The organism is Stenotrophomonas sp. ATCM1_4, assembly GCF_004348115.1.
In the GTDB taxonomy this organism is placed as follows: domain Bacteria; phylum Pseudomonadota; class Gammaproteobacteria; order Xanthomonadales; family Xanthomonadaceae; genus Stenotrophomonas; species Stenotrophomonas capsici.
This window is the reverse complement of sequence record NZ_QPFB01000001.1, coordinates 4,130,521-4,154,996: the sequence shown is the minus strand read 5'-3', so window position 1 is coordinate 4,154,996 and position 24,476 is coordinate 4,130,521. Positions and strand designations below refer to the sequence as shown.

Sequence of the window (24,476 nt, the reverse complement as noted above, 5' to 3'; positions counted from 1 at the left end):
TGCAGGCAGCTGCCCCGGTGCTCCTGCGCCCGCGCCATCGATTGCCCTTCAGCGCAATGCATCGATGCGCCCCTCGTCCTTGTACTCCCTCACCTTGCGCTCGGCGATGGCACCTCGCGAACCGACGATCATCTCGGTCATCCAGTCCACCAGCACATCGGTGTAGTCCTTCTGCGCGCTCTTGTCGTCGAACGCATGGCCGGCACCGCGTATCAACCGGCGCGTCATCGAGCGCGCCTTGGTGAAGGCGCTGGCATAGTTCTCGATGACCTGTCGCGGAATGATTTCGTCATGTTCGGCCTCGACCAGCAGCACGTCGCCGGTGAATCGTGCGCAGGCCTGCAACGCGCGATTGTGCTGCACGGCCAACGGTCGCCGGCGGTAGGAAGGCAACTCCGGATCCGCGTTCAACTGGCGCTTCGGCGCCTCCCAATCCCTGTCCAGGTAGATCGCCGGGGTCCGCAGCGCCAACCAGCGGATCGACCGGATCCGTGAGAGCAATGCGGCAAGGTAACCGCCGTAGCTGATGCCGATCACCGCGATGGCCTCCTGGTCCACGTGCGGTTGCCGCACCAGCCAGTCGTAGGCGGCGCACAGGTCCTGCAGGTTCTGTGGGCGGGTAACCGTATCCCGGCTTGCTGCCATCGCCCGATGCCCGCGCAGGTCGAAGGTCAGGCATACGCAGCCGAGCGCGGCTGCCTCCCTGGCGCGACCGAGATCGTGCTCCTGGCTGCCTCCCCAGCCATGCACGAATAGCACGCCCGGCAACTCACGCTGGGGAGACAGTACCGTCGCCTCGACCGTCTCGGAGGCCGTGACGCCGATGCGGCAATGGTCCAGCTCAATATCCATGTGGCAGGACCCGTGCGTACTTCCGCGGCATACCCGCACCGCCTTCGGCGTAGACCACCGCTCCGGCAGGCAATATCCCATCCCCGTAGGACTCGACGGTCTCGGCACTGACCACCTCGTCCTGTGGATGCTGCTGGAACCACTCCAGTGCCAGCAGTTCCGCCATGCTGGCTCCACCAAACCGCCAGGACTGCTCGAGCACGCCGGCATGGCGAATGCCCTGCGAGTCCACCCCGGCGATGACGTCGTAGTTCCGCCGTGATGCCAGTACGTCGTAGGCACCGCGTACCTGCGCGTCATAGGCCTCGGCCATGCACACCGACTCGTCCGGGAATGCCGTACGCAGCGTCTGCAGAGTTCCGCGGTGTACCTCCAACGTGGATCCGCCGTAGACGTCATGCCCGTCCGGGCCGGCAACCGTGCACTGCGAGCCGCGGTACGCGATCTCGTACCCCGGCAGGCAAGAGCTGCCAACACTGCAGGTACTCGATTCCAGCAGATTCCGCTCCAGCACAAGGCCGGCCCGTACCGGCTCGTCCGTCAATGCCGCCAACCAGCGGCGCAACGCTTCCTCGTCGCCCACGACCACCTGGCCGTTGCCGCCACGGGCAAAGGGGGATTTGACCCGCACCTGGCCTGCCTGGAGCAATGCGCAGCCAGCGGCCCACGCATCCTCGCGCGAGAACACCGAGTAGCCAGGCAAGGTCAGTGCTTCTATCCCGTCGACGGCCCGCCAGCCCTCCGGACGTGCAGCCCCGGCAGACCACAGCGGGTGACTGACAAGTTTGGTCGCGACGAAGGCGTGCGGGACGATGCCTCCCCACAGATGCGATTCGTCGGAGATGCGCAATGCATCGGCCTGGACGAAGGACAGTGCCGACATGGGAATGCGATAGCCCTGCCCATTGACGCCTGGCGACGTCTCCGCCGCGTCGTAGTCCAACCGCAGCAGTGCCGCCAATCGCGCCGCAGCGAAGCGCAATGCAGCAACTTCATGGGAAGCGCAGTCCGCGCTGCTGTCGAATATGAGCGAAAGCTTCTGCATTCGTGCTCCTTCTGGGCTGGCAGCCAACGCATGCTAGGCCGGCGCGGCGTTACCTGAAGGTGATACCGGCGTACCAGGGGCATCACCCGTTGCGCGTGGTCACACTTGTCGCGCCGCCCTTGACGCAAAGGCACGCTGCTCCAACGTGCCAGCGGCCACATTGCACCTGCGGCGACGCGCCGTGACGGAGACATGCAGATGAACACGCAACGGGATCGGGATACCGGACAACAGCGGTTCGGGCAAACCAACCAGACCACTCCCAACAAGAACCCGCCCGACGAGCGCGAACAGGAACAGCCACGCAGGACGCCAGGCCAGGACCACGAAGAAGAAGAATGAAACAGCACGCCGCCCCTCCACCCGGCGCGAAGGATCGTGCCGGCGGAGGGTTCAGCGTGGCGGCACGCCCTGCATGACAGCGAAGGAAGCTCAACGATGACATCCCGTGATCGAACCCCCGGAACCACGACGTCCAGCGGCGCCAGCGACCACGACAAGGCCAACACCCCGGACAAGCATCGCAACGACAAGGCGCGATGGAAGGACCATGACATGCCCGATGCCGACCATACCGCGCATCCGGAGGATTATGAACGCCTGCCGGTGGACCCTCGGCGACAACGTTGATGTTGTCTTGTCGGGCCGGCGTCACCTCAGGTCCCGGTCTGGGAATGGGGCGATGCCAACGGCTTGGACTCCGGCGACTTGTCCTGGCGCAGGAATATGCTCAGGACCACGATGGACAGCACCGCCAGGAACTCGCTCTGCCAGTTCTGCATGGATTCGAACCAGAACTGCGCGCCCAGCATGTGGTCGGTAACCAACTGCGGCGGTTGGCCCTGCGTCGCGCGTTGTTCATTCTCGTGGATCCAGCTCCCGTAGGCATGCCCGACAAAAGCCAGCAGGAACAGCCCGGCATAGGCCAACGCCAGCGAGTTGGCATAGAGCCAGCGCCAGCGTCCACCTGCACGCAGCGGCCAGGGGGTTGGCCCGGCTTCGATCCGCGTTTCCTCCCTGGCCGGGTCCAATGGACGCGACTCGGCCGAGCCGCGTTGGCGAAGGCCCACCGTCAGCAGCACGTACATGCCCATCTGCAGGAACTCGCTCTCCCAGTTCTCGAACGTCGCGGAGATGAAGTGCCCGCTTTCCAGGTAGTCCGCCATGGGTTCCGGAGGGCGGCCCTGCGCCCTCCGTTCAGCATTGCTGGCATGGAAGCCGGTTGCGATCTGCCCGGCAAGGAACGCCAGGAACAACCCCAGCAGGACCAATGACAAGCCGTTCTGCCTGCAGAAGCGGCAAGGCAACATGACGCGCATCGCGCTTCTCCCTTCACTTCAGAACCAGCGGCGGTGGCGGGCGAACAGGGTCACGCCCAGCGAGAACAACACCAGTCCGCCCACCACCGACCAGAACCCAAGGTCCTCGGACTCGAACAGGCTTGCCTGGAAGTTCATGCCCAGCGCACCGACGAAGGTTGCCAGCACGCCAGCGATGACGGTGACGAAGGTCAACACACGCATGGTCCCGTCCGTACGCAGCGCGACCTGTCCGCTGAACAACTCGAAGCTGCCTATGACCAGGTCACGCGCATTCTCGATCATGTCCATCGCGCGCTCGAACCGGGTGTCCAGCGCGACGAAGTGGCGCTCGGCGTCACGGTTCTCCGACGGACGGAAGTCCGGCCGCGACAAGGCATCGAACAGCTCGCGGTGGGGTGCCAGCATGCGTCGCATCCTCGATGCCCAACGCCGCAGGCGCTGGAGTTCGCCGATGTTCGCTTCGATGCGATTGCCCGGCATATCCGCTTCCAGGTGCTCCACCGCGCATTCGAAGTCGTTGACTGCGGCGAAGTAGCCGGCGAGCTGCCGGTCCAATAGCGTGGCAACGAAACTCTCGGCGGTCAGCGTGCCGATCGCCGCGGCATCGTCCTCATCCCGTAACGTGTGCAGGAAGCCGATACCCACTGTGTGATGGGTGACGACCCGGTTGCGGCCGGCCACGCAGACCAGCACCGCGCCGCTGAGTTGTTCCCTCCCGTCCGCCGGGGCGATAGCCACCGCGCGCGTCCAGAAATAGTCTCCCTGGCGCTCGACGGCCGGCGTGCTCCCATCGTTGACGAAGCGCAGCGCCCGCTCGGGCAGGTCCAGGCAATGCCAGAGCCAGCGAAGGGTCTCCCCGTCGGGCGCATGGACATCCACCCACAGCAGCTCATCGTCACCGGGCGTGCATCGGCCCAGGTCGCCGCGCTCGAGCGGGCGCGGCGGACCACTGGAACGGTACAGGCGTGCGCAGAAGGCCGGAACGGTTCCAGTATCCACGAACGCGTCCTCCGGGCCGGCTCAAAGATAGTCCTTGCGCGCCTTCTCCGCGCGGGCCGCCCCGATCGCGGTTTCCACATCCTTCTGTTCCTCCGGCGGCGGCAACACGGCCGGGATATCCAGACTCTGCAGCCATAGTTCCCGCGCCCATCCCTTCGTGTGGTAGAGGTGATGATCCTCCTGCTGCTCCACGGCTTCATAGGCCTGTTGTAGCACCTTGGCCGAGGCACCCCCGCGCCCGGCGACCCTGCCGATCAGCTCCCAGTTCTGGTGATCCTTGGTTTCGGCAAGGACCACGCATTCCGCGGCGACCAGCTCCGCCGCCGCGGGCGAAGCGTCGTTGATCGCCATCTCGATCGCGTCCACGAGCGCGGCGCCCTGATGCGCCACCACGCTGCGTCCCGGGCTTTCCGTCTTCAGGTCCAAGCCCAACTGCTCGAAGACCCGTGTCAGGATCTCCTCATGCCCGCGCGTCTCCTCCAGGTACTTCTGCCATTCATCGCGCAGGTCATCGTTCTGCACCGCCTTCAGGGCAGCGGCATAGATCTTCTGTCCGCCCCGCTCGGTTTCCAATGCCTGCAGCAGCAGTTCGGTCACCTGCGCACTATCGGTCCTACGAGCCATGGCTGCTCTCCTGATGAGGTGCACCCGGTGTAACCGGCTTTCCGATAACCCCGCGTGAGATGTGGTGAACCTGCTGCATACAGCACCGGATGCGCATGTTCACCGCACGCATTCATGCCACCTGCGGGTCAGGCCACGGGCAGCGTGCCACGGGCGAAGCGCGGCGACGGTGAAGCAGCCGTGAGCCTGCGCCCGCGTTGGCTCACGGAGCGTTGATCGCGCAGGGCGCAGCTTCAATGCAACGCCATCGAAGGAACCACGATGAAATCCCTCACTTACCAGGGAGCGCACAGCGTCAGCGTCGAACGGGTTCCCGATCCCGGCATCGTCGCGCCGGACGACATGATCCTGCGGGTCACCGCGACCGCCATCTGCGGCTCGGACCTGCATATCTTCCATGGCAGGATCCCCGGCATGCAGCACGGCGACATCCTTGGTCATGAATTCATGGGCATCGTCGAGGAGGTCGGCACCGGGGTCCGGCAAGTCAAGGCAGGAGACCGCGTGGTGGTCCCTTTCGTGATTGCCTGCGGTACATGCTTTCATTGCCGCCTGAATGAGTACGCCGCGTGCGAGACCAGCAACAGCGGCCCGGGCGCGTCCATCAACCACAAGGGAATCAAGCCACCGGCGGCACTGTTCGGTTACAGCCATCTCTACGGTGGAGTCGCGGGGGGGCAAGCTGAGCTGATCCGCGTGCCAAAGGCGAATGTCGGCCCGCTCGTGGTGCCGGACGTGCTGCATGATGAGCAGGTGCTGTTCCTTTCCGACATCCTGCCCACGGGCTACCAGGCCGTGGTCAACGCCGGCGTCGGGCCCGGCGCGACGCTTGCGATCTTCGGCGCGGGACCGGTCGGCTGCATGGCCGCGGCATGCGCGCGCATGCTGGGCGTGGAGACGATCTTCATGGTCGACCACCACCCTTACCGGTTGGCCTTCGCACAGGCTACCTACGGGGTGCTGCCCATCGATTTCGCTGCCACGGAGGACCCTGCGGGGGTCATCCTGGAAGCCACCGCCGGGCGCGGCGTCGATGCCAGTATCGATGCGGTGGGCTTCGAAGCCAAGGGCAGCACCACCGAGACCGTATTGACCGCGCTCAAGCTCGAGGGCTCCAGCGGCAAGGCCCTGCGCCAGTGCATCGCCGCCACGCGTCGATGCGGCACCGTCAGCGTGCCGGGCGTGTACGCCGGCTTCATCCATGGCTTCCTGTTCGGTGATGCGTTCGACAAGGGCCTGACCTTCAGGATGGGACAGACTCACGTGCAGGCACACATGCCGTCGCTCCTGCGTGCCATTGGCGAGGGTAGGCTCGCACCGGAGGCCATCATCACCCATCGCATGACGCTTGACGACGCGGCCAAGGGATACGAACTCTTCGACGAACGCCTGGAAGACTGCAGGAAAGTGGTCATGGTGCCTTGAGCATGAAGCCCCCAGGCAAACGCATGCATTCCTCGGCAAGGGACAATCCGCGGGACTACGCCCTGCTCATCATCGACATGATGAATCTGTTCGACTTTGACGGCGGGCCGCAGTTGCAGGCCGCGGCATTGGACGCACTGCCTGCAATCATCCGCCTGCGGCGACGCTTTGACCGGGCCGGTGCGCCGGTGATCTACGTGAACGACAACTTCGCGCACTGGCAGGGCGACTTCCACACCCTGCTGTCACGTTGTCTGATGGCCGGAGCCGGCCCCGCAAGGATCGCCCGGTTGCTCTCGCCCGCCGCGCATCACTACCACGTGCTCAAGCCGAAGCACTCCGCGTTCCTGTGCACGCCCCTGGCGGTACTGCTTGCCCAACTGGGCGCGCGCCGCCTGGTGCTGACCGGACTGAGCGTGGACTCCTGCATCATTGCCACCGCGATGGATGCCAACATGCGGGAACACGCGCTCTGGGTGCCGACCGATGCAGTCGCGGCGATCAGTCCTGCACGGAAGTCCGGTGGCTTGACGCTCATCCGCACATCACTGCACGCAGAGGTGCGGACCACGCGTGCCATCACCGGATTGTTCCCTCCGTGAGCGCCTGTCATGCCACCCTCAGGGCGTGCAGGCACGCTCAGGCAACCTGCATGCATGGGCTCGTCCACATCGGTCGATATCGTTTAACACTTCAGACAGGTTATGCGGACTAGGTTGGTCGCAAGGGATATTACGCACTGGAGAACGAAATGGGATACAGCGCACAATACCTGACGGATGAAGAATGGATGCGGCTGCACGCCGCCTACAAGGCCCATGGCAGCGGGCCGGAATTCTGGCAAACCTACCAGGCGCTGATGTTCACTGTCTCGGACCGCACCGGTGACCCACGCATCAAGGTCGCCAACGAGATGGCGCGCCTTGCCGCCGGCATGGGGGTCACCGAGAAGGCCCTGTTCGTCTAGGCCGGAGAAGCGGATTCGCGCGGGTGCCAATGGAGTGGCCTCGTTTCCTGCTGCCGGCGACGTCGCACTAGTCCCCGCGCAGCCCGCTCCGTTCAAGGAAGGCAAGCAACTCCACCGGCGTGCGCATCCCGAGTTCGTGCATCACCCGCGAGCGGAGTGATCGTCCGTGCGGTTGCCAGGCAACCGCACGGTGCTACCGGCCGGCGCTGCTTGGCAACGCGCTTCAGCGGTTGCGTGGCCCGGCGTTCAACACCTGCATCCAGGCCTGGAAGCCCTCCAGGAATGTGCCCAGGCGCTTCTGGGTCGCGGCGTCGAATGCACCGGTTTCCGCGTCGCTGGCCTTGGCCACTTCGGCGACGTACAGCTGCGGCGCCGTCATCGTGAGCGCCCCCATCGCCGCCAGGGCATGGCGGAGCTGCGACTGGGCGACCCGCGTCCCCCACCGGCCGGGCGTCGCGCCCATGATCGCCGCCGGCTTGCCGGACAACACTTCGCCGTACTCGGCGTCCTTGCGCGAAAGCCAGTCCAGCGTGTTCTTGAGCACCCCCGGCAGCGACTGGTTGTATTCCGGGGTCGAGATCAGCACGCCATCGGCCGCGACGATCGCCGCGCGCAACTGCTTCACCCCGTCCGGCCCGCCGTGGGTCTCGGCTTCCAGGTCCTCGTCGAACAACGGCACCTGCGCGATGGTGTCGTAGACGGTCAGGCGAATGCCGGCCGGCGCAGCGGCTGCCGCTGCGTCCAACAGGCGGCGGTTGTAACTGTGCCGGCGCAGGCTTCCGGCAAACGCCAGTACGTGGAAGGGAGTGTGCTCATCGGACATCGGGGAACTCCGTGGAATGGTCACGGCAACAGAACCACGCCGGCCATCCACCCGGCAAGCCCCCTCGTCATCGGCGAATCAGGACCATCGCGAAAGATCCTGACTGATCTCGTCGATGCCCTCCCAGGGATCCTTGCGCCGGCGCGCGAGCCGACGTGGCACGCTCTCCAGGGTGAACGCGTCGGCTGCCTGCAGGCGGCCCAGTTCACGCCAGTCCACTGGCATGGCCACCGGCGCACCGGGACGCGCCCGCAGCGAGTACGACGCCACTGCCGTGGCCCCGCGACCATTGCGTAGGTAGTCGATGAAGATGCGCCGGTTGCGCAGGCGCTTGCTCGCCGTGGCCAAGAAGCGATCCGGCTCGGATCGGGCCAGGGTGTCGGCAAAGCCGCGCGCGAAGCGCCGGGTGAGTTCCCAATCGCAACCCGGATTCAAGGGGACCACGACGTGCAGGCCCTTGCCGCCGGACACACGCAGGAACGACTCCAACTCCAGGCGTCGCAGCAACCGGCGGATGTCACGTGCTGCCTGCTTCACCTCCTGGAATGGGACGTTGGCGCCGGGATCCAGGTCAAACACCACGCGGTCGGCGATGTCAGGCGTGGCGGCACGTGCCCCCCACGGATGGAACTCCAGCGCGTTGAACTGCACCAGCTCCATCAGCCCGGCCAGGTCTTCCACCACCAGATAGTTGGCCCGGGCACCTGATTCCTCCTCCAGGCGGACCGACGCCACGCGTTCCAGCCCAGCGGTCAGGTGCTTCTGGAAGAAGCAGGCCTGCGCGATGCCTCCCGGGCAGCGCACCACCGACAACGGCCGGCCCACGATCGCGGGCAGCAACTGGTCGGCCACGGACAGGTAGTACTCCCAGACCTGACGCTTGGTGAGGTGGTCGTCGGGAAACAGCTGCTTCTCCGGGCTGGACAGTTCCGGCAATGACACGCCAGCCGTGCGCCGGGAAGCTTTCCTGGAGGTCTTCATGGTCGTGCCACCTTTCGCATTGCGTTGGTCAACGGCGTCCGTGCCGTTCCGCAGGTCGGCCACGGTCTTGTCCTGGCGCAGCGCCTTGAACGACGGCTGTCGCAGCAGCTGCTGCCGGCCAACACCCCGATAGAACACTTCGACCACGAACCGCGGGGCGAACCATGTCGCCGCCCGCAACGCCGGGTCCTTCACGGCCACGTGTACCGACGGCACGTGGGCGCCTCGTCCGGCCACCATCGTGCCCAGTTTCCGCAGCAGCGCCTCATCGAAACCGGTCCCTACCCGGCCGGCATACGTCCATCCATGCATCGCATCCGGTCGCGCCAGCAGCAGCGAGCCGAAACCGCTACGGGTGCCCTTGGGTTTGGTGAAACCCACTACCGCGAACTCGTCGCTTGCCATCTGCTTGGTCTTGCGCCATTCGTCGCTGCGGCCAGGGTGATACGGACGATCGGCGCGTTTGGAGAGGATGCCTTCAAAGCCATGCTGGCCAGCCAGGCGGTATGCGGCCTCACCGTCGCCCTGGGCGTGGCTGCTGAACGACAGCCGCGCGCCTGCCTCGCCCAGCACCTCCTGCAGCAGCGCCTTGCGGGCCTGCAGCGGTGCGCGGGCCACATCGACACCGTCCAGGTGGAGCAGGTCGAACAGCACGTAGCGCAGCGGCGCGTGGCGTTCACCGGCCAATGTGGCCTGCAGCAGATTGAAGTCATCCTTGCGCCCCTTGCCGGCGATCAGCTCGCCGTCCAGTGCGGCCGATGTCAGTCCCAATGCCCGCACCGCCTCGCCGATCTCCGGCAGGCGTTGTGTCCACTCCAGGGCATTGCGCGACCACAGCCGCACTTCGCCCGCCTCGACGGTAGCCAGCAACCGGTAGCCATCTCATTTGATTTCGTGCAGCCATGCCTCACCGGCGGGGACCGATGTCCCCAGCCGTGCCAACTGTGGCGCGAACGGACCTCGGGGGGCGGCCTGCCTTCGCGCCTGCGGCAGCGCCAATGCCCGGGATGCCCAATGCCCGCCCGCATCGCCGTTCCGCGCCTTGCGGACGGGCGGCATCGCCGGCTTGCGCGCGGTTCTGGCGGGGTTGCGGCCACCCGGCGGCGGCTTCACTTCGGCCAGCAGGTCATCGGCTTCCCGTTGCGCCGCCGCGTGTGCATCCTGGTCCTTGATCAGCAACCACTGCGGTTGCCGGGCATTGCGCTGGGACCGGATCAGATGCCATGCGCCCTTGAGCTTGTCGCCGAACAATTCGAAGCGAAGATGGCCATCGGCCAATTGCTGTTCGACGTCACCGTCGCTGGACCAGACGCCCGAATCGAACCGGGCGACATGTCCGCCCCCGTAGTGCCCTTTCGGGATGTCGCCCTCGAAGTCGGCGTAGTCCAGCGGGTGGTCCTCCACCTCCACGGCCATGCGCTTGACCGATGGGTCCAGGCTGGGCCCCTTGGGCACGGCCCAACTGCGCAGCACGCCACCGACCTGCAGGCGGAAGTCGTAATGGCGGCGACTGGCATGATGCAACTGCACCACGAAGATCGCGCGTCTGCTCCCGCCCACCCCCTTGTCACCACGAGGCTCGCGCGTTGCGTCGAACTGGCGCTTGCGCCGGTAGCGTTGCAGGCTCATGCCGGCCACCGGGCCGCGGTCAGCCGGTTCCGCTCGAACCACGCGGCCAAGGCCGGCGAGACCCACGCATCGAACGGCAGCGACAGTGCCACGCACGCATCCAGCGCATCCCGCAGCGCGGCCAATGGCGGCATGCGCGCGGCAGGGGGCCAATCCTCGATGCCTCCCCATTGCATGACCACCTCCCGTTCCAGGCCATCGAGTTCATCGCGCCATGGGCGCACCTGCTCGCGCACCCAGGCGCTCAGCGGCCAATGGACGGCAAAGCCCGCCGTGGCAAATGCCTGGCGCGCTTCCTGCAGGCGTGGCAATGCACCCCTGAACCACTCGGTATGGCCAGCTGCGCCCACCGGCACCAGCAACGGCGCCGGCGCGAGGTGTTCCTGCAGCACGCGTTTCCAATGCGTCTCCCATGCGCGCGCCTGCCTCACCGTCTCCGCTTCCACCAGCCAGCCCTGTTCAAGGTCGAAGAACTCGTAGTAGCGGCGCGAGAAGGCCTGCAGCCGCGCCATGGGATCACCGCTCATGCCGAGCTTGGCCAGATCCTCGTAGGCGCACGGGAACGCGTACAGGAAGCTCCTGCCGCGTGGCCCGGTCCCCACTCCATCAACGTGGACGATGCGACGGCTCACACGCCGGCCTCACCGCTGCGACGTTTTCCGCGTGGCCCGGGTCGAGCTCTTCCGGGCATTGGTCGCCGCCTTGCCGGCGGCCTTCCGCGCCGGCGCCTTCTTCTTCGCCGGTGTGCGCCGCTTGCTTTCCAGGCTCTGCTGCAACAGCGCCATGAAGTCCACCACATTGGTCGCGGTACCTTCGCGCTCCTCGCCCCCTTCCTCCACGATGCGCGTGGTGCTGCCCTTGGCCTTGATGCGCTTGCGGATGATGGCCTCCAGGCGCTGCCGGAACTCGTCGTGATAGGTGTCAGGCGCCCATTTTCCGGCCATCGACGCGATGAGGTCCTTGGCCATGGCAATCTCCCGCGGGCTGATGCGATAGTCGGCGGCCTTTCCGGTGGGCAGCTTGTACTCGTCCGGTTCCACCAGCTCCTGCGGGTAGCGCAGCATCATCAGCACCAGCGCATCGCCCTCGTCCAGCACCGCGCACAGGTACTCACGGGTACGTATGACCACCCGCGCGATGCCGGCCATGCCGGTACTCTTCAATGTCTCGCGTAGCAGCACGTAGCCCTTTTCGGCCTTCTTTCCCGGCAGCAGGATGTAGGGCTTCTCATAGAAGCGCAGGCCGATTTCCTCGCGGGGGACGAAGCTCTCCACCTCGACCGCGTCATGCGTCTGCGGCGCGGCCGAGGCGATGTCTTCCTTCTCGACGACGACGTAGCTGCCCTTGTCGTACTCGAAGGCCTTGACGATGTCCTTCCACGGCACTTCTTCGCCGGTATCGGCATTGACCCGCTCGAAGCGGATCGGCTTCCTGTCGCGGGCATCGAGCATGCGGAAGCTGATGTCCGTCCGCCGCTCGCCTGGCATCAGCGAAACCGGGATATTCAACAGCCCGAAGGAAAGCGTGCCGGTCCAGATGGGGCGCGCCATGGCGTACCTCGGAGGCAGGAGGAGGCGTACCACGCTGGACATCACCATCGAAACACCGCGTGAAGAATCGTCCCTCCCCCGTTCACCGCGACGGCTGTGAAAGAACCCATGCCGCTGGCGACGCGGGGCCGCCCATCGGTGGCGTCACCTTCCCTTGCCCTTGTCAGGCTGATCGGGCGGTGGAGGTCCGCGCTCGGGATCATGCGGGGGCATCTCGGGATTGTCGGGGTCGGGCATGTCCGGGTTGGGCCGCCCGGGATTGCGGGGATCACGCATCGGGTCAGGGCTGCCCGGCTCACGGGGGGCGCTTGGGTCAGTCGGCGTGGGGGTGCTCATGGGCCACCTGCCATATCGGCGCGACGGGGGTGTCGCGGCATTGACCCTGTGCCCGGCGATGTTAGTCGTCGGTCATGCACCGTGAATGTACGGCCTTGCCCGAGCCGGCGCGTGCCTCAATTGCTGCCGAGCCGGGTAAAGCTTTCGATCTCGTCCAGCCAGAGCAACTGCACGCCCTCACCCGGCACATCGATCGGCACTTGGCCGTTTGTACCTTCTTCTTCCTGCGGCCCGCGGAACTGCTGGACCGAGGGGCGCTCGGTCACCGTGCCGGCAAGTACCCGCCCATCCCTCATCCGCAGTTCGACGATCAACTCTGCATCCAGTGCCAACTGCAATGCCTTCAGGTGATCGATTTCCGCCTGGTTGATATGCACGCGCGGTGCGGTCCTGGCCATGGGCGTCTCCTGGACGTCGAAACCGGCACCGTATGCGCGGCGCCGCTAACCTTGCATGAAACCCGCGTGCACGACCTTCACCTCGCCTACGTGTGTGCTGCACACGCCGTTACCACCCCATGACGCAGATTTCGCCTGTGCCCGCCAGCGCGGTCGGCACCGCCAAACCGCCCTCTTCCTTCACAGGACCTGCCGCCATGATCAGAGACCGCAAGGACCCGCCCGATCCGTCCGAAGACCGCGATCAGCCCGAATCCGGACACGAGCGGAAGCAACGCAAGGAACACGAGAGCCGCAACCAGGACGAGGCTCTGGAGGAAACGTTCCCGGCCAGTGATCCGGTGTCGCCATTTGTGCCTGCAAAGGCACCGGATTGACCGCTACGTTCGGCACGCGGGCAATCACCCCGTGATGCATGACGACGTGGTGCTTCCGGCCCTGCGCGCACAGATATCCGCGGGGATCAGGCTTCCTTCAGGTGCAACAGCGGGAACGGATTGCCCTGCCCGTCCACGGGCGAACGCCCCGACACGACGAAGCCGTTGGCGAGATAGAAGGCGACGGCGCGCGGGTTCTGCTCGTTGACGTCCAGTTCCAGTGCCCCCTTCAACGCGCGTGCGTGCGCGAGCAACTGCCTGCCGCCGCCCTGGCGGAAGCGGGTGGGCGACACGAACAGGGCCTCGACCTTGTTGCCATCCAGGCCCATGAAGCCGATCGGTGCGTCAGCGTCATCGCTGGCGACCCAGACTTCCAGGTGGGGCAGCGCCTGATCGCGCACGATCGGCAGCAGTGCCTGGATATCCTGCTCGGACAGGAACGCATGCGTGGCGCGCACGGACTGCTCCCAGATCACGAGCAAGGCCGGGAGGTCAGTGTGTTGCAGGGGTCGAATGCGCACGAACAGCAGGCTCCAGGGAGGCCGCACATCCTACCGTTTCCGGCCTTCCCTGCAACGGGGGGCCCCTTTGTATCGGAGGCTTTGCGTGGAGGCAAACCCTCCACCCGGCACCCGCGGCTGGGTTGCCGCTCAGACCGTGGGAAACACCAGTGAGCGATGCACCTGCGCGCCGGCCCATGCACCATCGCCGACCGCCAACGACACCGAATGCGGCACACGGGCGGTATCACCGCAGGCAAACACACCGGGAAGTCCGGTCTGCTTGCTCTCATCAACCTGGATCTGCGTGCCCATCGGCGTACTGGCCAGCGGGCAGCCCAGCCGCTCGGCCAGCGGGGTGGATGGCGCGTTCAACGGTGCCGTGAACAGGCCCGCGAACGTCAGCCGGCGGCCATCCACCAGCACCACGTCGGCCTCACCCTCGATACGGGCGACCGGCGTCGACTCGATCCGTACACCGCGTCGCTGCAGCGCTTCCCGCGCCGCGGCATCGGGTTCCACGGCGTTGTTCAACAACAGCGTCACCTCGCCCCACTCCGGCAGCAACTGCGCCTGGTGCAACGACATCGGGTTGACCGCGATCACCCCGATGCGGCCCATCGCCAGCTCGTAGCCGTGGCAGTACGGGCAATGGAAAACGCTGCGTCCCCAGCGCGCCTGCAGGCCCTCGATCTCGGGCAAGGCATCGGAAACGCCCGTGGCCAGCACGAGGCGCCGCGCGCCGAACTGCCCCGAGCGCGCGGTGCTGACCACGAACGCGTCATGCGTGCCGGCGGCATCGACAGCCTCGTCCTCGCACCAGGACAGGCTCGGGTAGGCCTGCAACTGTGCGCGGGCGATACGGGCGATCTCGGCCGGATCGGCGCCATCCTGCGCCAGGAAACCATGCGAATGCGACGCCATGCGGTTGCGACGCTGGCCGGCATCGATGACCAACACGCTGCGCCGGGCGCGTACCAGCTGCAGTGCCGCGGCCATGCCGGCATAACTGCCACCCACGATGATGACGTCGTACTGCTTCATTGCCTTGCTCCCTTGTGTGCGGCATGCCGGCGCGCGAAGTCCTCGGCCAGGTCGGCCAGCGAAACCGCGGCGAATCGCTCCAGCAGCAGTGCTTCGGCATCCGCGAACGCGGTGTCCAAGGCTGCATTGACCGCCTGTTCCACCAGGCACTCGGGGTGCTCGTTGCGGTTGCCGATCGCGAACAGCGCGGGCTCGCCCAGCGCATCGTGCAACTCGCGCAGGCTGACCTTGCGCAGGTCCGCGGTGATTCGCCAGCCGCCGGCATGGCCGCGTTCGGCGGCAACCAACCCGGCGTCACGCAGCAGCCCCATGGTGCGGCGGACCACCACCGGGTTGGTGCGCAGGCACAGCCCCAGCGCTTCGGACGTCATGGGGGTTGCCTGCTCGGCCATGTGCAGCAGGGCATGCAGGACGGAGGAAAGGCGGCTGTCTCGTTTCATGTAACTTATGTTGTTACATATAGGGTGGGACGTCAAGCCGTCCCGCGTTCATCCGCCGCGATGAACGCCACGATCTGGTTTACAACCTCCGGATCCTCGAGCAGGCGCCGGTGGCCCAGTCCCTGCGTGGTATGCAGCCGCGCCCCCGGCCAGCTCGCGGCGATGGCAGCGCCCTCGGCATGCGCCACCTCACGGTCGTCGCGGTCATGCACCACCAACAGGCGGCCCACCGGCTTCACCTGCGGCAACCCGGTCACGTCGAACGCGGGCCATCGGCGTCCCAGCCGTTGCTGTACATCGGCTTCGAACCGCGCCAGGGCCCGTGCATCCGCACCCAAGGCACGCGCGAACGGCGCGATGGCTTCCTGCGGCCGGGCAAAGGGAGCAATGAACGCCAGCCGCGCCGGCATGCCGAGCCCTTCGCGCAGCGCCAGGGTTGCGGCAGTGCATCCACCGGAGTGCGCGACGAGGCCAACCAGCGGGTCCACCCCAGCGGTGACCTTTCCAATGGCGGCGGCGATTTCCACGAAGCTGACCCGTCGCCCACCCCAGTGGCTCGGCCCGGAGCTGCCATGCGCCGGCGCGTCAAACGCGAGCACTCGCAGACCGGCCGCGCACAGCGGTGCGACGAAGGCATGCATCTGTCCGGCATTGCCGCCCCAGCCATGCATCAACAAGACCGCTGGGCCGGTGCTCCACGACCATACCGCCACGCGGTTTCCGTCCACGTCCACATCATGCCGCTGGCCCGTCTCCAGGCGGGCCAGCGCGGCGGGCTTGGGCCGGGTCTGGGGGGCGGTGAACCACAACCGCGCCATCAGCCGCGCCGCCAGCGCCGGGCTCACCCATCCCGCCATGCGCATGCACGCGCGCATCGCCGCCAACCGCCAGTCCGCGTCGGCACGCCGGCGTGGCGATTTACGAACGGTCGTACTATTTTTGTCGTGCACGGAATCCATGGCGCTACTCCTCGAGCCTCAGCGGGCGTTGCGGGGGGGAATGAAGGGGGTGATCAGGCGCTCGAAGGCGCGTAGCCCGCGCATGCGCGCCTCGGTGTAGTCGAACAGGCCGGAGTCGTGGTGCAGCACCATCGCAAAGCCGGTGATCTCGAACGCCAGTTGCGCCGGGTCGGTATCGGCGGCGAGTTCGCCCGCAGACACGGCCTGGTCGATCACCCGCGACAGGTAGCCGCGCCATCTCGCCTGCTGGCGTGCCAGGTGCGCCCGGACCGGCCCCGGCTGGTCATCGAATTCGCTGGCTGCCGCGGTGAACAGGCAGCCTCCGCCAGTGCGCTCATGGCGGATCCAGTCGAACCAGCGATCAACGATGGCACGCAGCTGCGGCAACCCCGCCGGCTGCAGCGCCGCCGGCTCGATCACCTGCTGCACGAAACGCTGCGCGGTGGTGTCCAGCACCGCCAGTTGCAGGTCCTCGCGGGAGCCGAAATGGGCGAACACGCCGCTCTTGGACATGCCAACCGCATCGGCCAACACGCCGATGGTGAGCCCATCCAACCCGTTGACCCGCGCCAGGGCGCACGCCGTGCCGAGGATCACCTCCCGGGTCGCCGCACCTTTGCCTGCTGTCGTCTGTCTGACCATGCGGCGAATAAAAGCACAATCGTTCTTTTCATGCAAACACGGGCACGCAACCACGGCTTGCTACCGCCCTGCCCGTAAGGCTGCCCGCCATATATCCTGCATTGACCCTTTGCATCCGTGCCGGCCCCCACTCAACGTCGGTGCGGACGGCCCTTCCTTTACATGCCTGTTTGATGCCCTCCGTGACCACCCTTGCCCTGATTACCGATGCCACCAGCCTCGACGACGACTACGACATGCCGCCACTGCGCGATGCCTGCCAGGCCTTGGCGCTGGATGTCCGCATCTGCAACTGGGATGACCCAGACCAGGACTGGTCCCGCTTCAGCCACGTGGTGCTGCGCTCTCCCTGGGACTACACCCGCCGCCCCGACGCCTTCCTGGATTGGTGCGCGCACGTCAGCAAGGTCAGCCGCCTGGTGAACCCGCTGCCGGCCGTGCGCTGGTCGCTTGACAAGCATTACCTGGCCGACCTGGCCAAGGCCGGCTTGGCAGTGATTCCCAGCACCTTCATCGAATCAAAGGCATTGGCGCAGACGATGCTGGACGCGTTCCTGCAGGTGCACCCCGGACTGGATGAACTCGTCGTCAAGCCAACGGTCGGTGCGTCCTCGCGCAATGTGCGGCGGTTCCTGCGCGCCGATGCGATGCAGGCACTGCAGCACGCAGAGACCCTGCTGGACGCGGGCCATAGCGTCATCCTGCAGCCGTATCTGGCATCGATCGAACGGCAGGGCGAGACCGACCTGGTCTACATCAACGGCATCTATAGCCACGCGATCCGCAAGGCCGCGCTGCTGGCCCGCGACGGCACCACCAACGCCCCGAACCTGGGCTTCCTTTCCGCATGCGAGGCGACCGCGACCGAACGCGCGCTGGCCAGCGCCGCGCTGCAGGCGGCAAGCCGCACCCTCGGCCTCGATGCGCCGTTGCTGTATGCCCGGGTCGACCTGATCCATGCCGACGACGGCCAGCCACAGCTGCTGGAACTGGAGATCCTCGAACCGTCGTTGTCCTTTCCGTTGGCCGAAGGCAGTGCGATGCGCTTTGCCCAGGCGCTCGCCGGATTGGAATAGGAGCGCTACCTCGCTTACGCGCTGTCCCTCCAGCGCGCCGCCGCCTCGGCGGCGAAAGCGGCATGGCTGCGCGGCGGCCTGCCCAACAGCGCCGTCATCCGGGCGACGGTCTGCGGGGTGGCCGGCGAACCCTGCTGCTGGAACCCCTGGAACATCATCCGCAGGTCATGCGCAAAGCCGGCCGGCACGTGGCCTGCCAGCTCCCGCTCGAAGCCCACCAGGTCATCACCCGCATAGGCGATGTCGCGGCCCAGTGCCCTGCCCCATCCGGCGCAGAGGTCGCTGGCGGTGAGGTTGTCCGGCCCGACCAGGTCATGACGGACCAACGGCAGTGCACTCGCTGCATGCTCGCGGCGCAGCAGTTCATCGGCGGCGACCTGGGCGATGTCACGGGTGTCCACGTATGCCATGCCGCGGTGCCCGACCGGATGCGGATAGCACCCCGCCTCCAGTGCATCCTTCAACGACAGGTCGTTCTGCATGAAGAAGGCCGGGCGCAGGATGCTCGCCGCCATGCCGGTGGCCTCGATCATCCGTTCCGCCGCCACCTTGCAGGCGAAGTGAGGCACCTGCGGATGCAGCTCGCACTGGTAGACCGACAGGTAGACCACGCCGCGCACGCCGGCCTCCCGCGCGAGGTTCAGCACCGTCAGCGTCTGCTGCAGCTCATCGCCGACATTGGGCGCCAGCAGGAACAGCGTGGAGATGCCGGCCAGCGCGGCGCGCATGCCCGCCACATCGGCCAGCTCCCCCTGCACCGCGGCAACGCCCGGCGGGAACCCCGCTGCGGTGGGAGAGCGGGTCAGCGCCCGCACCTCGGCGCCGCGCCCGGCCAGCAGCCGTACCACTTCACGCCCGGTATGACCGGTGCTGCCGGTGACAAGGATGGTCATTGCATGTTCTCCAGGAGGTGCGCCGTCGTGCATCCGGTTGGATGACTTGACGATCGGAAGGCCCGGGAGAATATTGAGTGCCTGTCCCGGTTGGAAGTACGCACCGTTCGGTAAGTGCAATGAGCAGTCAGCAACCTCAACCCGATCCGGCACCGACACTGTCCGACCGCGTGCGTCGCGGTGACCTGTTCACGGGCCAGGACAATTGCCAATCACGCGAAGCTTTCGCGCATGTCACCAGCCTGTGGGGCGTGCTGTGCCTTATTGCCCTGCGCGAAGGCACGCAGCGCTATGCAAAGCTGCGCCGCATGACCAATGGCATCAGCGAGAAGATGCTGGTACAGACGCTCAAGCGCCTGGAAGCAGATGGTTTCGTGCGCAGGACCGCCCATGCCGTGGTCCCGCCGCGGGTGGAGTACAGCCTTACCGGATTGGGCGAGGAAGTGGCCACGCATGTGGCGGCCCTGGCCGACTGGTTCGAGGTGAACCTGGCGCGCATCCAGCAGGCATCGCAGGGATCCCCGCCGGACTGACCCGGCGCGCCCATGGTGCGGCGGCACCTACTTCAGGGCGTCGGCACCCTTGCTGTGGAAGCGGCGCACCAACTCCTCCAGGTACAGGTCCAGCGACGCATGCTTCTGGTTGATGCCCCAGCGCACCGCATCGATCAACGTGGCATCACGCATCTCCGCCGGCGGGCTGAAGTCGTTGGCGCGCTTGGCCCGATAACGACGGGCGCGTTCGGCCTGGGTCAGCGGTTCGCTGTAGATCTTGGGACGGCCACGCTTGCGCGGGGCATCGGCTTGTGGGGTGTTCTCGTCCTGCATTGCTTCAATTCTCCAGCGACCCGCGCACCTTAAAGTCACGCATCACAAATAACCAGCCCACCAGGAGCGACCAAGGCCGCGCCTGTTCAATGGAAGTCCCGCGATTCCACCTGCAGCTCCCCGAGCAGTTCGCTCAGGTCGTACAGGTCACCGGCAATCAGATGCTCCACGCCATCCACCTTTTCCCAGCGCCCGCGCACCGCCATCAGGCGTGACTCCAGCAACGCGCGGCGCCGGCGCAACGCTACGTGCGGCCAGACGATCACATTGATCATTCCGCACTCGTCTTCCAGCGTGACGAAGATGGTGCCCTTGGCCGTGCCCGGGCGCTGCCGCTGCGTCACCAGCCCCGCCACATGCACGCCGCTGCCGTGCGAGCGCTGGCGCAGCGCATCCAGCCCGGCGATGCGCCGCCGCGTCATCTCCGCACGCAACAACGCCATCGGGTGTTGGCGCAGGGTCAGGCCAGTGCTGTTGTAGTCGGACAGGATCTCCTCGCCGGTTTCCGGTGCATGCAGTTCCACCGGACGCTCCTCCGGACTGCCCGGCAGTAGCGGCCGGCTGCGCTCGATGCCGGCCACCGCCCAGCGCGCCGCATTGCGGTTGCCCGCCAGCGACTGCAGCGCGCCGGCCTCGGCCAGCGCCTCGCGCGCCTTTCCATCCAGCCCGGCACGCTGGCACAGATCAGCCACGCTGCTGAACGACCGTTGCCGCCGTGCCTCCATCAGCGCCCGCGCGGCGGCCTCGGAGAACCCGGCCACCTGGCGCAGGCCCAGCCGCAACGCCGGCTGCATGCCGGGATCGGCATCGCTGCGCCACGCTCGTCCGCCCTGCAGCAGGTTGTCCCAGTCACTGCACATCACGTCCACCGGCAACACCTCGATGCCCTCGCGCGCGGCGTTGCCACGACGGGCGTCCTGCACGATCTGGCTGGCCGAATAGAACCCCATCGGCTGCGAATTCAACAAGCCGCAGGCGAACGCGGCCGGCTCGTGCCGCTTGAGCCAGCAACTGGCGTACACCAGCTTGGCGAACGACGCAGCGTGGCTCTGCGGGAAGCCGTAGGAACCAAAGCCCTTGATCTGCTCGAAGATCTGGTCGATGAACGCTGATGAGTAACCCTTGTCCTCCATCAGCTCACGGATGCGTTTGCGGTGCGGTTCCATGTCGCCACCGCGCCGCCAGGCCGCCATCGACCGCCGCAGCCCATCGGCTTCGTCGGCGGAGTAGCCGGCATGCATCACCAGTTCCATCACCTGCTCCTGGAACAACGGGATGCCCAGCGTCTTGCCGAGGATGTCCTTCACCCCTTCGGATGGATACGTCACCGGCTCCAGGCCCTGCCGCCGGCGCAGGTAGGGGTGCACCATGTCGCCCTGGATCGGCCCCGGGCGCACGATCGCCACTTCGATCACCAGGTCGTAGAAGGTCTTGGGCTTCAGCCGCGGCAGCATCGCCATCTGCGCGCGCGATTCGATCTGGAACACACCGATGGTGTCGGCGCGCTGGATCATCGCGTAGGTAGCCGGGTCTTCGGAGGGAATGCTGGCCAGGTCGAAGTCGCGTCCCCGGTGTTCGCGCACCAGGTCCAGCGTCTTGCGCAGGCAGGTCAGCATGCCCAGCGCCAGGCAGTCGACCTTGAGCAGGGCCATGCTTTCCAGGTCGTCCTTGTCCCACTGGATGATGGTACGGTCGGCCATGGCCGCGTTCTCCACCGGTACCACGCTGGACAGTGCACTGTCGGAGATCACGAAGCCGCCCACGTGCTGCGACAGATGCCGCGGGTGGTCGCGCAACATTTCGGTCACGTGCAACACCTTGGCGATCAGCGGATTCTCCAGGTCAAAGCCGGCCTCGGTGATGCGCTGCTCCATCGGGGTCTCGCCGTTGCCCCAGCCATAGCAGTTGGAGAGCAGGCTGATCTGGTCCGGCGGCAGGCCGAACACGCGCGCCACGTCGCGCACCGCGCTCTTGCCGCGGTAGCTGATGACCGTGGCCGCCAACGCGGCGCGGGCACGTCCATATTTGCGGTAGACGTACTGCAGCACCTCCTCGCGCCGCTCGTGCTCGAAGTCCACGTCGATGTCCGGCGGCTCGTCGCGCGCCTTGGACAGGAAGCGCGAGATCAACAGGCGGTTCTCGCTGGGGTCCACGGCGGTGATGCCCAGCGCATAGCAGACCGCCGAATTGGCCGACGAACCGCGTCCCTGGCACAGGATGTTGCGGTCGCGCGCGAAGCGGACGATGTCGTGCACGGTCAGGAAGAACGGCTCGTACTTGAGCTCGGCGATCAGTTCCAGCTCGTTCTCGATGTCATCGCGCACCTTCGGCGGCAGCGGCCGGGTCTCGTTCCAGCGCTCGGCGATGCCTTGTTCGGTCAGCGCACGCAGGTAGCTGGTCGGGGTATGCCCGGCCGGCACCAGCTCGGCCGGGTACTGGTAGTGCGTGTCGCGCTTGAGTTCAAACTGGCAACGCTCGACCAGCGCCACCGTGGCCTGCAGCAGCGCCGCCGGGTAGATATTGCCCAAGGTGCGCCGGGCGCGCAGGTGGCGCTCGCCATTGCGGAACAGGTGCGCGCCGGCCTCGGCCAATACAACGTTGTGACGGATGGCGGTGAGCGTGTCCTGCACGATGCGGTCGCGACGGCGCGCCATATGCACATCACCACTGGCCAGCGGCACCAACCCGGTCGAGCGGGCCAACGCCAGCAACGCGGCCAATCGCTCGGCGTCATTCCATTCGCGGTGCAGCTCCACCGCCAGGAAGGCACGCGCACCGAACACCGCTTTCAACCACCTGCCCTCGTCCGCTTCGGGCTCGACGGCCGGCAACCACAGCGCGAACAAGCCCGGCGGCTGGTCCTGCAGCACGCGCTCCACGTCGGCACGCCCGAGCCGGTACTCCCCCTTGCCTGCCGCACGCCGTCCATCCGTGATCAAGCTGCACAACTGCCGGTAACCGGCGCCGTTCTCCACCAGCAGCACCAGCTTCAGGCCATCGGCCAGCGTGAACTCACTGCCGACGATCAGGCGAACGCCGGTCGCTTTTGCCGCTTCCCAGCCCCGCACGATGCCGGCCAACGAACACTCGTCGGTGATGGCCAACGCGCTGTAACCACATTCCCGCGCCCGCTCGAACAGCTTTTCGGCGCTGGAGGCGCCGCGCAGGAACGAGAAGTCGGACAGGCAATGCAGCTCGGCATAGGCAGGGCTGCCGTCGGCCGCGTGATGTGCCACATCGTCGTTGGCCGCGGCGGCCAGACGTTGCCCCACGCGCCAGTTGCGCGGTGCACGTGCACCTGGTGTATCGGGTTGCACACCCGGCGGCAGGTCATCCCGGCTCATGCGAACCAGCCCTGCAGCATCCAGCCCTGCTGCTCGCCCGGCGCGGCGAATACCCACGCGCGTTGCCCGTGCGCGGTCTCGACCACGTAGTAATCGCGGCGTGCATCGTCACCGTCCCACCAGCCACTTTCCAGGCGCTCCGGCCCGGACAGGATGCGCACCCGCCCGTCCCGCAGCGGCACCGGTTCGGGCAACAACCAGGTCGGGCGCGGTGGGCGCTGCGGTGCGGTCGTCTCCACCGCTGCATCACCGCTGACCTTTTTCCACGCCCGTTCCGGGCGCGGGTCGTCGCCGGCCGCCAGCCGATACACCGCCTCGTCCCCCAGGCGCGCCCGCAACCGTTCGCGCAGGTGCGGCCAATCCATCGCCTGCTGCGGGCGGGTATCAAACAGGTCACGCGCGGCCGGGATGAACGGCGGCAGCTGCCGCGCCAACAAGCGCATGCCGACCACCGGGCGCGGGATCTCCACCCGCTCCAGGCGGTTGCGCGACAGCTCGAACAGCATCGATGGCGAACGCTCCGCCGCCAGCAGGCCGACTTCCACGTCGGTATGGCCTTCCTCGTGCTCCAGCCGCAACAGGAAGCGCTGCACGCCGCCGTCGCGGATGGACAGATAGGTGCACAGGTCGCCGATCAGGCGCCGCAGCGGGAACAGCAAGGCAGTATGCGTTTCCACCTCATAGCCCAGCTCCAGGCGTGAATCGAAATGGTCCGGCGGGGCATAACAGCTCAACGGGTCATCGGCTTCGCCATACAAGCGGCGCAGGTGCTCCAGCACCTCGCCACCGAAGCGGCGACGCACGCCTTCGCTGGGCAGCCCTCGCAACGCGGCCAGGGTACGCACGCCCATGCGATGCAGGCGCTCACCAGCATCACCGGGCAAGGCCGCACGCCGCACCGGCACTTTGTCCAGCAGGCCCTGCAACGCGGGCAACTGGGTAACCGCCATGCCATCGCGCAGGCCCACCAATACCCGCGCCGCACGCGGGGTGGGTGCCAACGCGATGCGGTGACGGAAGCCCAGGGTGTCCAGCTCCTTGCGCAGGCGCCGCTCGAAGCGCGGCCACGGCCCGAACAACTGGAAGCTGGCCTTCACCTCCAACACGATCGCATGCGACCACTGCTGGCTCACCAGCGAACTGTGCCGGTATGCCCACGCGGCCAGAAAGCGATGCCAATGCGCCTCGGCCTTGGGATCGAAGTCCAACGTGCGCACCTGGGCCAGCAATGCATGCGCCGCCGACAGCCGCATGCCCGGCGCCAGCCCATGCTGGGCGGCGCTGTCGTTGACCGCGTACAGGCGACGCAGCTGCGCCGGGCCATCCACCAACGCCAGCGGCAGTTCGGGGTCCGGCAGGCGGCGCAGGACCGCGTCCAGCGCCAGCTGTGGCAACAGAATGCAGGCCCAGAGCATGGCGTGCG

At 66.8% G+C, this 24,476-nt stretch carries 26 protein-coding genes and 1 pseudogene; 8 read left to right on the top strand and 19 right to left on the bottom strand.

Annotated features, from left to right (window positions below; all coding sequences use genetic code 11):
- Positions 1 to 48 precede the first annotated feature (48 nt).
- Both ATCM_RS18880 and ATCM_RS18875 read right to left on the bottom strand, forming a co-directional pair.
- On the bottom strand, positions 49 to 852 hold the full coding sequence (locus tag ATCM_RS18880; protein WP_132865999.1) for an alpha/beta fold hydrolase: 804 nt from the start codon (positions 850 to 852) through the stop codon (positions 49 to 51).
- Positions 842 to 1,897, bottom strand: coding sequence for a DUF3182 family protein (locus ATCM_RS18875; protein WP_132865998.1), 1,056 nt, complete (start codon positions 1,895 to 1,897; stop codon positions 842 to 844). Before ATCM_RS18875 ends, ATCM_RS18880 begins: the two co-directional genes overlap by 11 nt.
- Positions 1,898 to 2,095: 198 nt before the next feature.
- Here ATCM_RS18875 and ATCM_RS19190 point away from each other — a divergent pair, with 198 nt between their 5' ends.
- Positions 2,096 to 2,239 carry a hypothetical protein gene (locus tag ATCM_RS19190; protein ID WP_165931226.1) on the top strand — a complete coding sequence of 48 codons (144 nt, stop codon included), beginning with the start codon at positions 2,096 to 2,098 and terminating at the stop codon, positions 2,237 to 2,239.
- Positions 2,240 to 2,335: 96 nt separating this feature from the next.
- Positions 2,336 to 2,527, top strand: coding sequence for a hypothetical protein (locus ATCM_RS18870; protein ID WP_132865997.1), 192 nt, complete (start codon positions 2,336 to 2,338; stop codon positions 2,525 to 2,527).
- Between the two features lie 26 nt (positions 2,528 to 2,553).
- On the opposite strand, the gene ATCM_RS18865 is transcribed toward ATCM_RS18870, so the two are convergent.
- Genes ATCM_RS18865 through ATCM_RS18855 form a run of 3 tightly spaced genes read right to left on the bottom strand, consistent with a single transcriptional unit; the run spans position 2,554 to position 4,815 of the window.
- Positions 2,554 to 3,207, bottom strand: coding sequence for a DUF6766 family protein (locus ATCM_RS18865; RefSeq protein ID WP_132866246.1), 654 nt, complete (start codon positions 3,205 to 3,207; stop codon positions 2,554 to 2,556).
- A gap of 27 nt (positions 3,208 to 3,234) precedes the next feature.
- On the bottom strand, positions 3,235 to 4,218 hold the full coding sequence (locus ATCM_RS18860; RefSeq protein ID WP_132865996.1) for a CorA family divalent cation transporter: 984 nt from the start codon (positions 4,216 to 4,218) through the stop codon (positions 3,235 to 3,237).
- Positions 4,219 to 4,239: 21 nt separating this feature from the next.
- A complete protein-coding gene (locus tag ATCM_RS18855; protein WP_207911833.1) occupies positions 4,240 to 4,815 on the bottom strand; it encodes a DUF892 family protein in 576 nt (191 codons plus the stop codon).
- A gap of 288 nt (positions 4,816 to 5,103) precedes the next feature.
- Here ATCM_RS18855 and ATCM_RS18850 point away from each other — a divergent pair, with 288 nt between their 5' ends.
- From ATCM_RS18850 to ATCM_RS18840, 3 genes are all read left to right on the top strand, one after another.
- Positions 5,104 to 6,267, top strand: a complete 1,164-nt coding sequence (locus ATCM_RS18850; protein WP_132865994.1) for a zinc-dependent alcohol dehydrogenase — start codon at positions 5,104 to 5,106, stop codon at positions 6,265 to 6,267.
- 23 nt (positions 6,268 to 6,290) lie between these two features.
- Positions 6,291 to 6,869 (top strand): isochorismatase family cysteine hydrolase, encoded by a 579-nt coding sequence (locus ATCM_RS18845; RefSeq protein WP_132865993.1) that lies wholly within the window; start codon positions 6,291 to 6,293, stop codon positions 6,867 to 6,869.
- 188 nt (positions 6,870 to 7,057) lie between these two features.
- On the top strand, positions 7,058 to 7,234 hold the full coding sequence (locus ATCM_RS18840; protein WP_165931225.1) for a hypothetical protein: 177 nt from the start codon (positions 7,058 to 7,060) through the stop codon (positions 7,232 to 7,234).
- Between the two features lie 223 nt (positions 7,235 to 7,457).
- On the opposite strand, the gene ATCM_RS18835 is transcribed toward ATCM_RS18840, so the two are convergent.
- The 5 genes and pseudogenes from ATCM_RS18835 to ATCM_RS18815 all read right to left on the bottom strand — a co-directional run bounded on the left by ATCM_RS18835 (position 7,458) and on the right by ATCM_RS18815 (position 12,951).
- Entirely contained in the window at positions 7,458 to 8,057 is a 600-nt protein-coding gene (locus ATCM_RS18835) for an NADPH-dependent FMN reductase (RefSeq protein ID WP_132865991.1), read from the bottom strand.
- Between the two features lie 78 nt (positions 8,058 to 8,135).
- A pseudogene (ligD, locus tag ATCM_RS18830) lies at positions 8,136 to 10,667 on the bottom strand (DNA ligase D).
- Positions 10,664 to 11,299, bottom strand: coding sequence for a GIY-YIG nuclease family protein (locus ATCM_RS18825; protein WP_132865990.1), 636 nt, complete (start codon positions 11,297 to 11,299; stop codon positions 10,664 to 10,666). Before ATCM_RS18825 ends, ligD begins: the two are co-directional and overlap by 4 nt.
- A 9-nt stretch (positions 11,300 to 11,308) precedes the next feature.
- Positions 11,309 to 12,217, bottom strand: a complete 909-nt coding sequence (locus ATCM_RS18820; protein ID WP_132865989.1) for a Ku protein — start codon at positions 12,215 to 12,217, stop codon at positions 11,309 to 11,311.
- A gap of 452 nt (positions 12,218 to 12,669) precedes the next feature.
- Positions 12,670 to 12,951 (bottom strand): DUF3247 family protein, encoded by a 282-nt coding sequence (locus ATCM_RS18815; protein ID WP_132865988.1) that lies wholly within the window; start codon positions 12,949 to 12,951, stop codon positions 12,670 to 12,672.
- Positions 12,952 to 13,070: 119 nt separating this feature from the next.
- On the opposite strand from ATCM_RS18815, the gene ATCM_RS18810 reads away from it, so the two are divergent.
- Positions 13,071 to 13,328 carry a hypothetical protein gene (locus ATCM_RS18810; protein WP_243694064.1) on the top strand — a complete coding sequence of 86 codons (258 nt, stop codon included), beginning with the start codon at positions 13,071 to 13,073 and terminating at the stop codon, positions 13,326 to 13,328.
- Between the two features lie 86 nt (positions 13,329 to 13,414).
- Here ATCM_RS18810 and ATCM_RS18805 read toward each other — a convergent pair whose 3' ends face one another.
- The 5 genes from ATCM_RS18805 to ATCM_RS18785 form a co-directional block, all read right to left on the bottom strand.
- Positions 13,415 to 13,849: an acetyltransferase gene (locus ATCM_RS18805; protein WP_132865987.1), complete on the bottom strand. Its 435-nt coding sequence runs from the start codon at positions 13,847 to 13,849 to the stop codon at positions 13,415 to 13,417.
- A 129-nt stretch (positions 13,850 to 13,978) separates the two neighbouring features.
- On the bottom strand, positions 13,979 to 14,872 hold the full coding sequence (locus tag ATCM_RS18800) for an NAD(P)/FAD-dependent oxidoreductase (RefSeq protein ID WP_132865986.1): 894 nt from the start codon (positions 14,870 to 14,872) through the stop codon (positions 13,979 to 13,981).
- Entirely contained in the window at positions 14,869 to 15,312 is a 444-nt protein-coding gene (locus ATCM_RS18795) for an Rrf2 family transcriptional regulator (protein WP_132865985.1), read from the bottom strand. The genes ATCM_RS18800 and ATCM_RS18795 overlap by 4 nt, the downstream gene beginning before the upstream one ends.
- A gap of 32 nt (positions 15,313 to 15,344) precedes the next feature.
- Entirely contained in the window at positions 15,345 to 16,271 is a 927-nt protein-coding gene (locus ATCM_RS18790; protein WP_132865984.1) for an alpha/beta fold hydrolase, read from the bottom strand.
- An 18-nt stretch (positions 16,272 to 16,289) separates the two neighbouring features.
- Positions 16,290 to 16,868: a TetR/AcrR family transcriptional regulator gene (locus ATCM_RS18785; RefSeq protein ID WP_343145376.1), complete on the bottom strand. Its 579-nt coding sequence runs from the start codon at positions 16,866 to 16,868 to the stop codon at positions 16,290 to 16,292.
- A 227-nt stretch (positions 16,869 to 17,095) separates the two neighbouring features.
- Here ATCM_RS18785 and ATCM_RS18780 point away from each other — a divergent pair, with 227 nt between their 5' ends.
- Complete coding sequence (locus ATCM_RS18780; RefSeq protein WP_132865982.1) at positions 17,096 to 17,989, top strand: hypothetical protein; 894 nt, start codon at positions 17,096 to 17,098, stop codon at positions 17,987 to 17,989.
- Positions 17,990 to 18,003: 14 nt separating this feature from the next.
- Here ATCM_RS18780 and ATCM_RS18775 read toward each other — a convergent pair whose 3' ends face one another.
- Positions 18,004 to 18,882, bottom strand: a complete 879-nt coding sequence (locus ATCM_RS18775) for an NmrA family NAD(P)-binding protein (protein ID WP_132865981.1) — start codon at positions 18,880 to 18,882, stop codon at positions 18,004 to 18,006.
- 119 nt (positions 18,883 to 19,001) lie between these two features.
- Here ATCM_RS18775 and ATCM_RS18770 point away from each other — a divergent pair, with 119 nt between their 5' ends.
- The gene (locus ATCM_RS18770; RefSeq protein WP_132865980.1) at positions 19,002 to 19,415 is read left to right on the top strand and encodes a helix-turn-helix domain-containing protein; all 414 of its coding nucleotides are present in this window, start codon (positions 19,002 to 19,004) and stop codon (positions 19,413 to 19,415) included.
- A gap of 27 nt (positions 19,416 to 19,442) precedes the next feature.
- On the opposite strand, the gene ATCM_RS18765 is transcribed toward ATCM_RS18770, so the two are convergent.
- The 3 genes from ATCM_RS18765 to ATCM_RS18755 all read right to left on the bottom strand — a co-directional run bounded on the left by ATCM_RS18765 (position 19,443) and on the right by ATCM_RS18755 (position 24,468).
- Positions 19,443 to 19,709, bottom strand: a complete 267-nt coding sequence (locus ATCM_RS18765; protein ID WP_132865979.1) for a hypothetical protein — start codon at positions 19,707 to 19,709, stop codon at positions 19,443 to 19,445.
- Positions 19,710 to 19,795: 86 nt separating this feature from the next.
- Positions 19,796 to 23,053: an error-prone DNA polymerase gene (locus ATCM_RS18760; RefSeq protein WP_132865978.1), complete on the bottom strand. Its 3,258-nt coding sequence runs from the start codon at positions 23,051 to 23,053 to the stop codon at positions 19,796 to 19,798.
- Positions 23,050 to 24,468 carry a DNA polymerase Y family protein gene (locus tag ATCM_RS18755; RefSeq protein ID WP_132865977.1) on the bottom strand — a complete coding sequence of 473 codons (1,419 nt, stop codon included), beginning with the start codon at positions 24,466 to 24,468 and terminating at the stop codon, positions 23,050 to 23,052. Before ATCM_RS18755 ends, ATCM_RS18760 begins: the two co-directional genes overlap by 4 nt.
- Positions 24,469 to 24,476 lie beyond the last annotated feature (8 nt).

What these genes read in the sequence shown, in the direction of transcription:
- ATCM_RS18765 (WP_132865979.1), bottom strand. Translation starts at nt 19,709, where the DNA reads ATGCAGGACGAGAACACCCCACAAGCCGATGCCCCGCGCAAGCGTGGC.
- ATCM_RS18815 (WP_132865988.1), bottom strand. Translation starts at nt 12,951, where the DNA reads ATGGCCAGGACCGCACCGCGCGTGCATATCAACCAGGCGGAAATCGAT.
- ATCM_RS18875 (WP_132865998.1), bottom strand. Translation starts at nt 1,897, where the DNA reads ATGCAGAAGCTTTCGCTCATATTCGACAGCAGCGCGGACTGCGCTTCC.
- ATCM_RS18870 (WP_132865997.1), top strand. Translation starts at nt 2,336, where the DNA reads ATGACATCCCGTGATCGAACCCCCGGAACCACGACGTCCAGCGGCGCC.
- ATCM_RS18755 (WP_132865977.1), bottom strand. Translation starts at nt 24,468, where the DNA reads ATGCTCTGGGCCTGCATTCTGTTGCCACAGCTGGCGCTGGACGCGGTC.
- ATCM_RS18760 (WP_132865978.1), bottom strand. Translation starts at nt 23,053, where the DNA reads ATGAGCCGGGATGACCTGCCGCCGGGTGTGCAACCCGATACACCAGGT.
- ATCM_RS19190 (WP_165931226.1), top strand. Translation starts at nt 2,096, where the DNA reads ATGAACACGCAACGGGATCGGGATACCGGACAACAGCGGTTCGGGCAA.
- ATCM_RS18810 (WP_243694064.1), top strand. Translation starts at nt 13,071, where the DNA reads ATGACGCAGATTTCGCCTGTGCCCGCCAGCGCGGTCGGCACCGCCAAA.
- ATCM_RS18845 (WP_132865993.1), top strand. Translation starts at nt 6,291, where the DNA reads ATGCATTCCTCGGCAAGGGACAATCCGCGGGACTACGCCCTGCTCATC.
- ATCM_RS18880 (WP_132865999.1), bottom strand. Translation starts at nt 852, where the DNA reads ATGGATATTGAGCTGGACCATTGCCGCATCGGCGTCACGGCCTCCGAG.
- ATCM_RS18820 (WP_132865989.1), bottom strand. Translation starts at nt 12,217, where the DNA reads ATGGCGCGCCCCATCTGGACCGGCACGCTTTCCTTCGGGCTGTTGAAT.
- ATCM_RS18795 (WP_132865985.1), bottom strand. Translation starts at nt 15,312, where the DNA reads ATGAAACGAGACAGCCGCCTTTCCTCCGTCCTGCATGCCCTGCTGCAC.
- ATCM_RS18835 (WP_132865991.1), bottom strand. Translation starts at nt 8,057, where the DNA reads ATGTCCGATGAGCACACTCCCTTCCACGTACTGGCGTTTGCCGGAAGC.
- ATCM_RS18865 (WP_132866246.1), bottom strand. Translation starts at nt 3,207, where the DNA reads ATGTTGCCTTGCCGCTTCTGCAGGCAGAACGGCTTGTCATTGGTCCTG.
- ATCM_RS18770 (WP_132865980.1), top strand. Translation starts at nt 19,002, where the DNA reads ATGAGCAGTCAGCAACCTCAACCCGATCCGGCACCGACACTGTCCGAC.
- ATCM_RS18790 (WP_132865984.1), bottom strand. Translation starts at nt 16,271, where the DNA reads ATGGATTCCGTGCACGACAAAAATAGTACGACCGTTCGTAAATCGCCA.
- ATCM_RS18775 (WP_132865981.1), bottom strand. Translation starts at nt 18,882, where the DNA reads ATGACCATCCTTGTCACCGGCAGCACCGGTCATACCGGGCGTGAAGTG.
- ATCM_RS18850 (WP_132865994.1), top strand. Translation starts at nt 5,104, where the DNA reads ATGAAATCCCTCACTTACCAGGGAGCGCACAGCGTCAGCGTCGAACGG.
- ATCM_RS18800 (WP_132865986.1), bottom strand. Translation starts at nt 14,872, where the DNA reads ATGAAGCAGTACGACGTCATCATCGTGGGTGGCAGTTATGCCGGCATG.
- ATCM_RS18840 (WP_165931225.1), top strand. Translation starts at nt 7,058, where the DNA reads ATGCGGCTGCACGCCGCCTACAAGGCCCATGGCAGCGGGCCGGAATTC.